The organism is Couchioplanes caeruleus (assembly GCF_003751945.1).
Classification (GTDB): Bacteria; Actinomycetota; Actinomycetes; order Mycobacteriales; family Micromonosporaceae; genus Actinoplanes; species Actinoplanes caeruleus.
Map to the genome: position 1 here is coordinate 1,192,471 of NZ_RJKL01000001.1, position 15,128 is coordinate 1,207,598.

The 15,128-nt window shown below is 75.3% G+C and carries 1 protein-coding gene; it reads right to left on the reverse strand.

What is annotated here, in order from left to right; all coding sequences use genetic code 11:
• Window positions 1-7 precede the first annotated feature (7 nt).
• Window positions 8-14,983: a type I polyketide synthase gene (locus tag EDD30_RS05490; protein WP_071802610.1), complete on the reverse strand. Its 14,976-nt coding sequence runs from the start codon at window positions 14,981-14,983 to the stop codon at window positions 8-10.
• Window positions 14,984-15,128: the final 145 nt, after the last annotated feature.

The window sequence follows — 15,128 nt, forward strand, 5'->3', positions numbered from 1 at the left end:
CGTGAAGTCACGCGCGGCCGAGTTCCCGGTCGATGAGGTCGAACATCTCGTCATCGGTGGACACGTCGATGTCGTCGTCCGTGCCGGACGCCGGGTCGTCGAGCTTCCACTGCAGGGCCTTGAGCCGGGCGACGAGCCGGGCGCGGTCGGCGGCGTCCAGCTCGGCGAGACCGACGGCCGACTCCAGCCCCGCCAGCTCGGCGAACACCGGAGTCCCTGCGGTGTCGCCGGGTCGCAGCGCGGCCCGTAGCCGGCGGGCCAGGCCGATCGGGGTGGGGTGGTCGAAGATGAGAGTGGTCGGCAGGCGCAGGCCGGTGTCCGTGTTGAGCCGGTTGCGCAGCTCCACCGCGGTGACCGACGACATGCCGAGGTCGAGGAAGCCGCGCTCGGCCTCGACCGCGTCCGGGGAGGCGTGCCCCAGGACCGTGGCGACGTGCCCGGCGACCAGCCGCAGCAGCGTCTTCTCCTGCTCGGCCGGGCTGAGTGGGGCGAGCCGGTCGGCCAGCGTGTCCTCGGCCGGCGCGGCCGCGGCCGCGATACGCCGGACCGGGCGCGACAGGCGGCGCAGCAGCGGCGGTGCCTCGCCGGTCGGGTGCAGCAGCACCGGCACCAGCAGGGCCTCGCCGGAGGCGACCGCGGCGTCCAGCATGGCCAACCCGGTGTCCGCCGGGATCGGCCGCAGCCCGGCCCGGGTCATCCGGGCCACGTCGGCGGCGTCCAGGTCGCCGGTCAGAGCGCTGCGCTGCTCCCACAGTCCCCAGGCCAGCGAGGTGCCGGGCAGTCCCGTGGCGCGCCTGCGGGCGGCGAGGTCGTCCAGGATCGCGTTGGCCGCGGCGTAGTTGGCCTGCGCCATGCCGCCGGCCACCCCGGCGAAGGAGGAGAACAGCACGAACTGGCGGAGATCGCGGTCACGGGTCAGCTCGTCCAGGTGGATCGCGGCGTCCGCCTTCGGGCGCAGTACGGCGTCCAGGCGTTGCGGGGTGAGCGACTCGATCAACCCGTCGTCGAGCACGCCGGCCGCGTGCACGACGCCGGTCAGGTCGTCGATGCCGGCCAGCACGGCGGCCAGGCTTTCCCGGTCGCCGGCGTCGCACGCGACCACGGCGACCTCGGCGCCGAGAGCGGTGAGGCGGTCGCGCAGCGCGGTGGCGCCGGGCGCGTCCAGGCCGCGCCGGCCGGTCAGCACCAGCGTGGGTACGCCGTGCGTGGCGACCAGATGCTCGGCGACGAGCGCGCCGAGCGTGCCGGTGCCGCCGGTGACCAGCACGGTTCCGGTGCCCCAGTCGGCCTCGTCAGTGGGAACCGGGGCCCGGTCCAGGCGCGGCACGGACGCCTGCCCGTCGCGGATCCGGACCTCCGGCTCGTCCGATCCCGACGCGACGGCCACCAGGGCGTCGCCGGGTACGGCGTCGAGGAGCTGGAACCGGCCCGGGTGCTCGGACTGCGCGGAGCGGATCAGCCCGTGCACGCCCGGGTCGGTGGAGACGATGACGAGCTTGCCGTCGCGGTCGGCGGCGAGCCACTCCTGCACCTCGGCCAGGGCCCGGTGCACGTCGGCGACCGCCAGGACGGTGCCGTCCGGCGTGCCGTCGAGGACCAGCGGCTCCCACTCGACGTGGTAGAGCGGCGCGCTGCCGGCGGCGATGACCACCTGATCCGCCGGGGTGAGCGTGACCGCCGCCGCGGTGACCACCGGGAAGCCGGTCAGGTCCACGGCGACCAGGGCCACCGTGCCGTCGGTACCGGGAACGGCCCGTACGGTGAGGTCGGTGGCGCCGGTGGCGTGCACGGTGACGCCGCGCCAGCCGGTGGGCAGTCCCAGGCCGGCGAGCGCGCCCTGCAGCAGGTCCGGGTGCAGCCGGAAGCCGGCCGCGTCCGGCACCGACACGTCGACGCCGTCGCCGTCCGCGGTCACCGCGACGGGTGTGGCGGTGAGGCGGCCGGTGGCGTGCCGGGTCCACGGTCGGGTGGCGTCCGGGCGGGCGTGCACGGTCAGCTCGCCGTCGCCGGTGACAATGACCTGCAGGTCCCGGTCGCCGTCCAGGACCAGGGGGGTGACTTCGTCCAGCTCCGCGATCACCGGCAGGCCGGTCTCGTCGCCGGCCCGGATCGCCCAGTCCAGGTAGGCGCTGCCGGGCACCACGGCCCGCCCGCCGATGCGGTGGGCGTCCAGCCAGGGCTGGGCGGTGACGCCGATCCGGCCGGTGAGTACGGTCCCGCCGCCGGCAAGGTGCACCACGGTGTCCAGGCCCGACGGGTCGCGCCGGGCGCCGGGCTCCAGCCAGTAGCGGTCGCGCTGGAAGGCGTAGGTGGGCAGCGGGACGGTGCGGCCGCCGGTGAGTCTCCAGTCGACGGCGACGCCGCGCACGTGCGCCTCGGCGAGCGACAGCAGCATCCGCTCGGGGGTGCCGTCGTCGCGGCGCAGCGAGCCGATCACCACGGCGTCGGTCCCGGCGGCGGCCGCGGTGTCCTCGATGCCGGCACCGAGCACCGGGTGCGGGCTGCACTCGACGAACACGTCGTGCCCCTGAGCGAGCAGTGCGGTCATCGACTCCTCCAGGCGCACCGTGCGGCGGAGGTTCTCGTACCAGTAACCGGCGTCCAGCTCGGTGGTGTCCAGCCAGTCGGCCGTGACGGTGGACAGGAAAGGGATCTCGCCGGCCCGCGGCTGCACCTCCTCGAGCCCGGTGAGCAGCACGTCGCGGAGCCGCTCCACGTGCGCGGAGTGCGAGGCATAGTCGACCGGGATGCGTTTGGCGCGCAGGCCGTCCGCGACGCAGGCAGCGACCAGCTCGTCCACGGCGGCCGGATCGCCGGAGACGACGACCGTGCCGGGACCGTTGACCGCGGCGACCGAGAGGCCGTCGTATCCGGCCAGGCGAGCGTCCACGTCGGCGCGCGGCGCGGCGACCGATGCCATCGCGCCGACGCCGGACAGCGTGCCGGCGATGGCACGGCTGCGCAGGGCGATCACCTTCGCGCCGTCGGCCAGGGACAGGGCACCGCTGACGCAGGCGGCGGCGATCTCACCCTGGGAGTGGCCGAGGACGGCGGCCGGGCGTACGCCGTGGGCCCGCCACACCGCGGCGAGCGAGACCATCACCGCCCACAGCGTGGGCTGCACCACGTCGACCCGGTCCAGCAGGGCGGGGTCGGCGAGGGCCTCGGTCAGCGACCAGTCGAGGTACGGGGCGAGCGCGTCGGCGCACTCACCCAGGCGGGCGGCGAAGATCGGGTCGGCCAGCAGATCGCGGCCCATACCGGCCCACTGGGCCCCCTGTCCAGGGAAGACGAACACGACGCGGCGGTCGCGTCCGGGCGCGGAGCCGGCGACCACACGCCGGTCCGGGGTACCGCCGACGTACGCCCGCAGCGCATCCGCGGGGTCGTCGCCGACCACGACGAGGCGCTTCTCGTGCAGCGACCGCGTCTCGACCAGCGAACGGGCGATGTCGGCGGGGTCACCGGCCCAACGCAGCAGGGCCTCGGCCTGGCCCCGCACAGCACGTTCCGAGCGGCCGGACAGCACCCACGGCACCGGCCCGGCCGCGGACTCCCCGGTGGCGAGGGCGAGGTCCCCGGCAGGTTCCGGAGCGGTCGGCTCGGACGATGCCGAGTCCGGGGCCTCCTCCAGGATGACGTGCGCGTTGGTGCCGGAAATGCCGAACGAGGAGACGCCGGCGCGCCGGGGCCGCTCCCCCGCCGGCCACGCCGCCGCCTCGCCCAGCAGGCTGACCGCGTCGGTCCACTCCACGTGCGGGGTGGGCGCGTCGAGGTGCAGGGTGCGCGGCAATACCCCGTGGCGCAGCGCCAGGACCATCTTCACGACTCCGGCGACACCCGCCGCCGCCTGGGTGTGGCCGATGTTCGACTTCACCGAGCCGAGGTGCAGCGGCCGGTCCGCGGCACGGTTGCGCCCGTAGGTGGCGAGCAGCGCCTGCGCCTCGATCGGGTCACCGAGGCGGGTCCCGGTGCCGTGCGCCTCGACCGCGTCCACGTCCTGCGGGGCCAATCCGGCGGAGGCGAGCGCGGCCAGGATGACCCGCTGCTGCGAAGGCCCGTTCGGGGCGCTCAGCCCGTTCGAGGCGCCGTCGGAGTTGACCGCCGACCCGCGCACCACGGCGAGGACCTGGTGGCCGTTGCGCCGCGCGACGGACAGGCGCTCGACCAGCAGCAGGGCGGCGCCCTCGGAGAAGCCGGCGCCGTCGGCCGCGGCCGCGAACGGCTTGCAGCGCCCGTTCATGGCCAGGCCGCGCTGGCGGGCGAAGTCGACGATGATGCGTGGCGAGGTCATCACCGTGACGCCGCCTGCCAGCGCCAGCTCGCACTCGCCGGTACGCAGCGCGTTGACCGCCATGTGCAGGGCCACCAGCGACGACGAGCAGGCGGTGTCGACGGTGACCGCCGGCCCCTCCAGGCCGAAGGCGTAGGCGACCCGGCCGGAGACGACGCTCACCGCGTTGCCGTTGTTGATGTAGGGCGTCAGTTCCTCGGGCACGTCCGGCACCCGGGTCAGATAGTCGCTGGACGAGACGCCGGCGAAGACGCCGACAGGGCGGCCGCGGACCGCGCGCGGGTCGATGCCGCCGCGCTCGAACAGCTCCCATGCGGTCTCCAGCAGGATCCGCTGCTGCGGGTCCATGGCCAGGGCCTCGCGCGGGGAGATGCCGAAGAAAGCGGCGTCGAAGTCGGCCACCGCGTCGAGAAAGCCGCCCTCGCGGGTGCGCGACGAGCCGGGGGTGTCCGGAACCGCGTCGTACAGGCCGTCCAGGTCCCATCCGCGGTCGGTGGGGAACGCGGCGACGCCGTCGCGGCCGCCGTCCAGCATCGCCCAGAAGTCCTCCGGGGAGCGGATGCCGCCGGGCAGGCGGCAGGCCATCGCGACGATGGCGATCGGCTCGTCGTCGTTCGCCGCGGTCGGGGCGTGCACCGCCGTCGCGGTGTCCCCGTCGGTCAGCTCGGCGAGAAGGTGGGCGGTGAGCGCCTCCGGGGTGGGGTGGTCGAAGACCAGGGTGGCGGGCAGCCGCAGTCCGGTGGCGGTGGACAGCCGGTTGCGCAGCTCGACCGCGGTGAGCGAGTCGAAGCCGAGGTCACGGAACGCCTGCCCGGCGTCAACCGCGTCGCCGCCGGTGTGGCCCAGCACGGCCGCGGCGTACGAGGCGATCAGGTCCAGCAGCACGCCGCGGCGGTCGGTGGTGGGCAGCCCGGCGAGGCGCTGCCGCAGGTCTACGGCGCCGGCCGCGGTGTCCGCGCGGCGGCGGGTGGCCGCGCCGAACAGTCCGCGCAGGATCGGCGGGACCTCGTCGCGCGGCCGGGTGCGCAGTCCGGTGGTGTCCAGCCGGACCGGCACGAGCAGGGCCCGGCGGGCGTCCAGCGCGGCGTCGAAGAGTGCCAGACCGTCCTCGGTGGACAGCTCCAGGCCGCCGGCCTGCCGGGAGCGGGACTTGTCCGCGTCGCCGAGGTGCCGGGTCATGCCGCTGGCCTGCGCCCACAGCCCCCAGGCGAGGGAGGTGCCGGGCAGCCCGGCGGCGCGGCGGCGCTGGGCGAGCGCGTCCAGGAACGCGTTGGCCGCGGCGTAGTTGCCCTGACCGGGCGAGCCGAAGACGCCGGCCGCGGAGGAGAAGTACACCATCTCGGCGAGGTCGTGCCCGCGGGTCAGCTCGTCGAGGTGCCGGGCGGCATCGGCCTTGGGGCGCATCACCGCGCGGATGCGGTCCGGGGTGAGCGAGGCGACGGTGCCGTCGTCGAGCTGGCCGGCCGCGTGCACCACGGCGGTCAGCGGGTGGTCCGCGTCGACCAGGGCCAGGAGCGCGGACACGTCGTCGCGGACCGCGACGTCGGCGGCGGCCACGGTGACCGTGGCGCCGGCCGCGGTCAGCTCGGCGGACAGCTCGCGGGCGCCGGGGCTGTCCAGGCCGCGCCGGCCGGTCAGCAGCAGGTGCCGGACGCCGCGCCGGGCGACAAGATGCCGGGCGAGCAGGCCGCCGAGCTCGCCGGTGCCGCCGGTGATCAGGACGGTGCCCTGCGGGTCCCACGCGCGCGGGACGGTCAGCACGACCTTGCCGGTGTGCCGGGCCTGGGACATGAACCGGAACGCGTCCCTGGCGTGCTCGACGTCCCAGGCGGCGACGGGCAGGTGGTGCAGGGCTCCCGACTCGAGGAGAACGACCAGCTCGGCGAGCATCTCCCCGATGCGCTCCGGGCCGGCCTCGATCAGGTCGAACGCGCGGTAGGCGACGCCCCGCTCCGCGCGGATCGCCTCGGCGTCACGGATGTCGGTCTTGCCCATCTCGATGAACCGGCCGCCGTCGCCGAGCAGCCGCAGTGAGGTGTCCACGAAGTCGCCCGCGAGCGAGTTGAGCACGACGTCGACGCCGCCGGCGAACGTCTGCTCGAAGTCCAGCGTGCGGGAGTCGGCCAGGTGCGCGCCGTCGAAGCCGTCGGCGCGCAGCAGGTGCTGCTTCGGCGTACCCGCGGTGGCGTAGACCTCGGCGCCGAGGTGCCGGGCGATCTGGGTGGCCGCCATGCCGACACCGCCGGTGGCCGCGTGCACCAGAATCCGCTCACCGGCGGCGAGGCCGGCCAGATCGCGCAGCGCGTACCAGGCGGTGAGGAAGGCGACCGGCACGGCCGAGGCCTGGGCGAAGGTCCAGTGCGCCGGGAAGGTGGTCAGCACCCGGTGGTCGGCGATCGCGTGGGTGCCGAAGCCGCCGGCGACCATGCCCGTCACACGGTCGCCGGGGGCGAGCGTGGTGACGTCGTCGGCGACCTCGACGACGACCCCCGCCGCCTCGGAGCCGAGGTACCTCGCGCCGCCGGGATACATGCCGAGGACGTTGAGGACGTCGCGGAAGTTGAGACCGGCGGCCCGTACGGCGATCCGGACCTCTCCCGGCCCCAGGGGCTCCAGGGTGTCCAGGGCGGACACGATGGCCAGGTTGTCGACCGTGCCCCTGGTAGGGATGTCGAGGCGCCACGGCCGCGTGGGGTCGTCGATGGCGAGGCGGTCGCCGCCGCGTTCCAGGCGCGGCACGTAGCACTCGCCGCGACGGACGATCAGCTGGGGCTCGCCGGTGGCGACCAGGCGGGGCAGCGCGGCGGCGGAGGCCGGGGAACCGTCCAGGTCGACGAGGGTGATGCGGTCCGGGTTCTCCGACTGCGCGGAGCGGACCAGGCCCCAGACGGCGGCGGCGTCCAGGTCGGTGACGGTGTCGCCGGCCGCGTTCTCGGTGACCACGACCAGGTGGTCGTGCCCGGCCTGCAGGTCGGCCAGGACGCCGACCGGGTCGGTGGCGCGGACCAGCGCGTAGTCGGCGGCAGCCCGGTCGGCGGGCGGTACGGGGACCCAACCCATCTGGTAGAGGGAGTCGACCTGGCGCGGCGTGGTCGGGGCGTACGGGCGGACGGCCAGGGCGTCGACGGTGGCGACCGGGTTGCCGCCGGGGTCGGCCAGGTGGACGGTGATGGTGTCCGGGCCGGTGCCGGTGATCCGGACCCGCAACGCGGTGGCGCCGGTCGCGTGCAGCGACACACCGGACCAGGAGAACGGCATCCCCGCACCGTCCGCGGTCGACAGCGGGCCCAGCGCGGCCGGATGCAGGGCGGCGTCGAGCAGGGCCGGATGCAGCCCGAACGCGCCCGCGTCGGCGTCCGGCAGGGCCACGTCGGCGTAGATGTCGCCGTCCCGCTTCCAGACCGCGCGCACGCCCCGGAAGGCGGGTCCGTAGCCGTATCCGGTGTCGGCCAGCCGGTCGTAGAAGTCGCTCACGTCGAGGGCCTCGGCGCCGGCCGGCGGCCATGCCGTGTCCACGCTAGCGGGCGCCGGGCCGGTGGCGGCGAGGCTACCGGTGGCGTGCAGGGTCCACGCGTCGGCGGTCCGCGAGTGCAGGGTGACCGGACGCAGGCCGGCCTGGTCCGGGGCATCCACCGTGACCTGGATCTGCACCCCGCCACGCTCCGGGACGAGCACCGGCGCGTGCAGGGTGAGCTCGTCGACGCGTCCGCAGCCGACCTCGTCGCCGACCCGGATGACCGCCTCGACCAGGGCCGCGCCGGGCACCAGCACGGTGCCGCCGAGGGCGTGGTCGGCCAGCCAGGGATGGGTGCGCAGGGACCAGTCGGCGGTGACCACGAGACCGTCGGCGCGGGCCAGGTGCACGGCCGCGCCGAGCATCGGGTGGTTCAGCGCGCCCGGTCCGGCCGTGCCGGACGCCCTCGGCCAGAACCGCTGGTGGGTGAAGGCGTAGCTGGGCAGCACGACGCGGGCGGCGCCGGGGAACAACGCGTCGGCGTCGATCCGGGCCCCGTGGTCGCGGGCGGCGGCGAGCGCGGCCCGGAACCGGGCGAGGCCGCCCTCGTCGCGGCGCAGGGTGCCGAGCGCGGCCGCGGCGATCCCGCTGTCCTCGACGGTCTCGCGCAGGCCGGGGATGACCACCGGGTGGGCGCTGATCTCCAGAAAGACGCGGTGGCCGCCGGTGAGGAGGGCGCGGGTGGTGCGTTCGAACTCGACGGTCTGCCGCAGGTTGCGGTACCAGTAGGCGGCGTCCAGGCCTGCGGTGTCGGTCATCTCGCCGGTGACGGTGGACCAGAACGGCACGTCGCCCGTGCGCGGGGAGATCGGGGCCAGCACGTCGAGCAGTTCCGCCTCGATGCTCTCCACGTGCACCGAGTGCGAGGCGTAGTCGACGTCGACGCGCTTGGCGCGGATGCCGTCGGCGGTACAGGCGGCGATCAGCTCGTCCAGCGCGGCCGGTTCGCCCGCCACCACGGCCGAGTACGGGCCGTTCACGGTGGCGACGGACAGCCGGTCGCCCCAGGCGGCGATCCGCTCGCGGACCTCGGCGACCGGACGGCTTATCGACGCCATGCCGCCCCGGCCGGCCAGCGCGGTGATGGCCCTGCTGCGCAACGCGACGACGCGGGCGGCGTCGTCCAGGCTCAGTGCCCCGGCGACGCAGGCGGCCGCGATCTCGCCCTGGGAGTGGCCGACCACGGCGCCCGGCTCGACGCCGTGCGCGCGCCACAGCTCGGCGAGGGACACCATCATCGCCCAGAGCGCGGGCTGCACCATGTCCACCCGGTCGAGGTCGCCGGCGCGGAGCACCTCGATCAGGTCCCAGCCGGTGTACGGGCGCAGCGCGGCGGCGCAGTCACGCAGCTTCGCGGCGAAGACCGGGGACTCGTCGAGCAGGCCGAGCGCCATGCCGTCCCATTGCGAGCCCTGGCCGGGGAAGACGAAGACGGGCCGCTCGCCGGTCTCCGCGTGCGCCGTCTCGGTGAGCCCGTCGAGCGCGGCGATCAGCGCGTCGCGGCCGGTCGCCACCACCGACCCGCGGTACGGCAGCTCGGCCCGCGCGGTGAGCAGCGAGTACGCGACGTCACGCGGGTTGTCCGTGGTGTCCCTCAGATGGGCGGCCAGCTTGGCGGCCTGCGCGCGAACCCCGTCGGCGCTGCGTGCGGACAGCATCAGCGGCAGCGGCCCGTCCTCCACCGGCGTCGCCGTGGCGGGCGCGGGCGGCGCCTCCTCGAGGATGACGTGCGCGTTGGTGCCCGAGATGCCGAACGACGAGACGCCGGCGCGACGGATCCGCTCGCCCGCCGGCCACGGCGTGGCCTCGGTGAGCAGCGCGACCGTGCCGTCGCTCCAGTCGACGTGTGGCGTCGGCGCATCGGTGTGCAGGGTGCGCGGCAACAGCCCGTGACGCATGGCCAGGACCATCTTCATCACGCCGGCCATGCCCGCGGCGGCCTGCGTGTGCCCGATGTTCGACTTCACCGCGCCCAGATTCAGCGGCTCGCTGCGCTCCCGGCCGTACGTGGCGATGAGCGCCTGCGCCTCGATGGGGTCGCCGAGCTTCGTGCCGGTGCCGTGCGCCTCGACCGCGGAGACGTCTGCGGGCTTGAGGCCGGCGTTGGCGAGTGCCTGCCGGATGACCCGCTGCTGCGACGGCCCGTTCGGGGCGGTCAGCCCGTTCGAGGCACCGTCGGAGTTGACCGCCGATCCCCGTACGACTGCGAGGATCTCGTGGCCGTTGGCCAGGGCGTCGGAGAGCCGCTCGACCAGGACCAGGCCGATGCCCTCGGCCCAGCCGGTACCGTCGGCCGCCGCCGCGAACGGCTTGCACCGCCCGTCCGGTGCGAGGCCGCGCTGGCGGGAGAACTCGACGAACGAGTACGGCGTGGACATCACCGTGACGCCGCCGGCCAGGGCCAGGTCGCACTCGCCGCCGCGCAGTGAGGTGACCGCCATGTGCAGAGCCACCAGCGACGACGAGCAGGCGGTGTCGACGGAGACGGCCGGGCCCTCGAAACCGAACGTGTAGGAGACGCGGCCGGACAGCACGCTCATCGCGTTGCCGGTGAGCAGGTGCCCGGCGACCTCTTCGGCACTGCCCGCCATGATGCTCTGGTAGTCGTTGGAGTTGACGCCCGCGAACACGCCGGTGGCGGTACCGCGCACCGATTCCGGGTCGATCCCGGCGCGTTCCAGCAACTCCCAGGACGTCTCCAGCAGCAGCCGCTGCTGCGGGTCCATGGCCAGCGCCTCGCGCGGCGAGATGCCGAAGAAGCCATGGTCGAAACCGGCCACGTCGGTGAGGAAGCCGCCCTCGCGGGCGTACGAGGTGCCCTGGCGGTCCGGATCCGGGTCGTAGAGCCGGTCGATGTCCCAGCCACGGTCCTCGGGAAAACCGGTCACGCCGTCGCCGCCGTCGGCGAGCAACGCCCAGAAGTCCTCCGGCGAGGCGACACCGCCGGGAAAACGACAGGCCATCGAGACGATCGCGATCGGCTCGTCGGAGGCGGCGGCGATCGCGGTGACCGGGTCCGCGTGGGCGTCTCCGGTGGTCTCGGTGCGCAGGTAGGCGGCGACGGCGGCGGCGGTCGGGTGATCGAAGAGCAGGGTGGCGGGCAGCTTCAGCCCCGTCGCGGCGGTCAGCCGGTTGCGGAGCTCGACCGCGGTGAGCGAGTCGAAGCCGAGGTCGCGGAAGGCGCGACGCGCGTCCACGGCGTCCGCGGAGGCGTGGCCGAGGACGCCGGCCACCTGCTCGCGGACCAGGGTGAGCAGGTCCCGGTCGGAGGTGGCCCCGCCGGTACGCCCGGCGGGCGCCTGGTAGACGTCGGCGAAGAGCGGGTTGGGCCGGGACGCGGTCATCGCGGCGCCGTAGGCGGGCCAGTCGATGTCGGCCACGGTGACGGTGGCGCGGCCGGAGGCCACCGCGGACCGCAGCGCGGTGAGGGCCCGGCGCGGGTCGAGCGGCCGCAGCCCGGCGCGGCGGGCCGCGGCGTCGGCGGCGCCTGCCGCGGCCATGCCGACCGCCCACGGCCCGAAGGCGACGGAGGTGGCCGGTTTGCCGGCGGCGCGGCGGCGCTCCGCGAGCGCGTCGAGGGCGGCGTTGGCGGCCGCGTAGTTGGCCTGGCCGTGGTTGCCGACACTGCCGGCGATCGAGGAGAACAGCACGAACATGTCCAGGTCGCCGGTCAGGTCGTCGAGGTTCGCCGCGGCCTGCGCCTTGGCCCGCAGCACGGCGTCCAGCTTCGCCGGGGTGAGCGTGGTGAGCAGCCCGTCGTCCAGCACTCCGGCGGCGTGCACCACTCCGTCGAGGTCGAGGCCGTCGAGGAGCGCGGCGAGGGCGTCGCGGTCGGCCACGTCGCAGGCCACCAGGCTGACCCGCTCACCCAGCTCGGCGACGAGCTCGCGGGCGCCGGGAGTGTCCGCGCCGCGGCGCCCGGCCAGGATCAGGCGCTGCGTGCCGTGCCGGAGCAGCCAGCGGGCCACGTGTGCGCCGATCGCGCCGGTGCCGCCGGTGACCAGCACGGTGGCGGGGGCGGACCAGTCCGTGGCGGGCACCGGGGTGGTGTGACGCAGGCGGCGGCCCAGCGCAGCGGCGCAGCGGAGCGCGACCTGGTCCTCGGGGCCGCCGAGCAGGGCGGCGAGCACGTCCGCCGCAGCCGCGTCCGGAGTGGACGGCAGGTCGATCAGCCCGCCCCAGCGGCGTGGGAGTTCCAGGGCGGCGACCCGGCCGAGGCCCCAGACTCCTGCCTGCGCCGGGTCGGCGGTCTCGGTGCGATCGGTGGAAACGGCGCCGCGAGTGACGCACCACAGCGGCGCGTCCAGGTTCAGGCGGTCCAGCGTCTGCAGCAGCTCGGTCGTGTGCCACGGTGCGTCCGGGTCGCCGTCGAGCAGGGCCAGCACGCCGTCCAGCGGGCCGGCGTCGGCGAGCGCGCCGGTGACCACCTCGGTGCCGCGGGCGGCGAGGGCGCGGGCGACGTCGTCGAACAGCTCGTCGTCGCCGTGGCGGACCAGCAGCCAGCGGCCGCCGGGGACGCCGGCCGGGGTGATCGGCGTCCAGCCGACGTCGTAGGTCAAAGACTCGCCGGCCGGCGGCATCAGCCAGAACGACTCCTCCTGGAAGGCGTACGTGGGCAGGCTGACCGTGCGGTGCCGGCCCAGGATCGCGGTCCAGTCCATCCGGACCCCGGCGACGTGCAGCGCGCCGATCCCGGCGTACAGGGCGGTGACGTCGTCGCGGTCGCGGCGCTGCAGTGCGGCGACGGCCGGGGCGTGCACGGCCGAGTCGCTGATCATCGCGGCCAGGGCGCCGGTCGGGCCGGCCTCGGCGAAGGCGGTGGCGCCGAACTCCTCGGCCGCACGGACCGCGTCGCGGAACAGCACCGGGCGCCGGATCTGGTCGACCCAGTAGCCCGGGGTACTGAACTCGGGTCCGGCGAGCTCGCCGGTGACGGTCGAGACCACCGGCAGGACGGCCGGTGCGAAGGTGAGCCCTTCGACGACGGCGCGGAAGTCGTCCAGCATCGGTTCCATCAGCGCCGAATGGAAGGCGTGGCTGACGGTGAGCCGCCTGGTCCGCTCGAAACTCCCCGCGTACGGCAGTACGGCCTCGGCCGGGCCGGAGAGCACCACCGACTCCGGCCCGTTGACGGCGGCCACCGACACTCCCCCGGGCAGCTCGAGCGCGTCCGGGTCGGCCTGCACCGCGACCATCGCGCCACCGGGCGACAGCGCCTGCATGAGCCGGCCGCGCGCGGCGACCAGCGTGCACGCGTCGGCCAGCGACAGCACGCCGGCGACGTGCGCGGCCGCGATCTCGCCGACCGAGTGGCCGCCGACGAGCGCGGGGCGGATCCCCCACGACTCGAGCAGGCGGTGCAGGGCGACCTCGAAGGCGAACAGGGCGGGCTGGGCGTTGCCGGTCGCGTCCAGGTCGTCCCAGTCGATCGTCAGCCGGGCGCGGGCCTCGTCGAAGGCGGCCTTGAACACCGGGAACCGCGCGCCGAGGTCCCGGCCCATGCCGGCGCGTTGCGAGCCTTGCCCGGCGAAGAACAGCGCAAGGATCCGCTTCGCCGCGACACCGGTGACGCCGCGGCCCTCGGCCAGCGCGGCCAGCCCGGCCCGGCGGTCACCGGTGACGACGGCCCGGTGCTCCATCTGGGCACGGCTCGTCGCCAGCGTGTACGCGACGTCATCGCCGCCGCCGGCGTGCTCGGCGAGGCGGGCGGCCTGGGCGCGCAGGGCCCCGGCGGTACGGGCGGAGAGCAGCCACGGCAGCCCGGTGTCCGCGGACGGCTCGGCCGGGGCGCCCGGTTCGACGCTCTCGATGATGACGTGCGCGTTGGTGCCGCTGACCCCGAAGGACGAGACGGCGGCCCGGCGCGGGCGGTCCACCGCCGGCCAGGGCTCGGGCGTGGTGAGCAGTCGGGCGTCGCCGGCGGTCCAGTCCACGTGCGGGGTCGGCGTGTCGGTGTGCAGGGTGGCCGGGGCCCTGCCGTGGTGCATGGCGAGGACCATCTTGATCACGCCGCCGACGCCGGCCGCGGCCTGGGTGTGGCCGAGGTTGGACTTGAGCGAACCGATCAGCACCGGGCGGTCGGGGCGCCGCTGCCCGTACGTCGCCAGCAGCGCGGTCGCCTCGATGGGGTCGCCGAGCCGGGTGCCGGTGCCGTGCGCCTCGACGACGTCGATGTCGGCGGCGGTCAGGCCGGCGTCGGCCAGCGCGGCCCGGATGACCCGTTGCTGCGACGGGCCGTTGGGGGCGGTCAGGCCGTTCGAGGCGCCGTCGGAGTTCACCGCGGTGCCCCGGATCACCGCGAGGACCGGGTGGCCGTGGCGGCGGGCGTCGGAGAGGCGCTCGACGAGCAGCATGCCGACGCCCTCGGCCCAGCCGGTGCCGTCGGCCGCGGCGGCGAACGGCTTGCACCGGCCGTCCGCGGCGAGGCCCTGCTGGCGGGAGAACTCGAGGAACATCTGCGGGGTGGACATGACGGTGGCACCGCCGGCCAGGGCCAGGTCGGACTCGCCGGAGCGCAGCGAGCGGACCGCCAGGTGCAGCGCGACCAGCGACGACGAGCAGGCGGTGTCGACCGAGATGGCCGGGCCCTCCAGGCCGAGCACGTAGGAGATGCGCCCGGAGGAGACGCTGACAGCGTTGCCGGTGAGCAGGTGCCCACCGGCCTCGTCGTGGCCGCGCCCGCCGGTGCTGTCGTACCCGCCGTGTCCGGTGCCGACGAAGACGCCGGTGGGCGTGCCGGCCAGCGAGAGCGGGTCGAGGTTGCCGCGTTCCAGCGTCTCCCAGGCGACCTCGAGCAGCAGCCGTTGCTGCGGGTCCATGGCGAGGGCCTCGCGCGGCGAGATGCCGAAGACGGCCGGGTCGAAGCGGTCCGCGTCGTGCAGGAAGCCGCCCTCGGTGCTGTAGGTGGTGCCCTGGTGCGCGGGGTCCGGGTGGTAGAGGGAACCGAGGTCCCAGCCGCGGTTGCCGGGGAAGCCGGACACCGCGTCCACACCCGAGTCGACGAGCTCCCACAGGTCCTCGGGCGTGCGCACGCCGCCGGGGTACCGGCAGGCCGCCGCCACGATCGCGATCGGCTCGCGGTCCCGCTCGGCGGCCTCGCGCAGCTGATCACGGCTGTCCTGCAGGTCCGCGATCGCCCGCTTGAGGTATTCGCGGAGCTTCTCCTCGTTCGACATCGGCAGCCTCTCGAGTGCGGGACACGGGGTCGGACCCCCGCCTGACTCACTCTGCAAGATCTGCACTGCGAAAATCCCTAGGCCTTGTCCTGACGCGGACGAGCGCACCGGGCGGCCGGAGTCCCGTGCCGCCCGGTGCGCTCGT

Coding starts and splice junctions, on each gene's coding strand:
- EDD30_RS05490 (WP_071802610.1), bottom strand. CDS start 14,983: ATGTCGAACGAGGAGAAGCTCCGCGAATACCTCAAGCGGGCGATCGCG.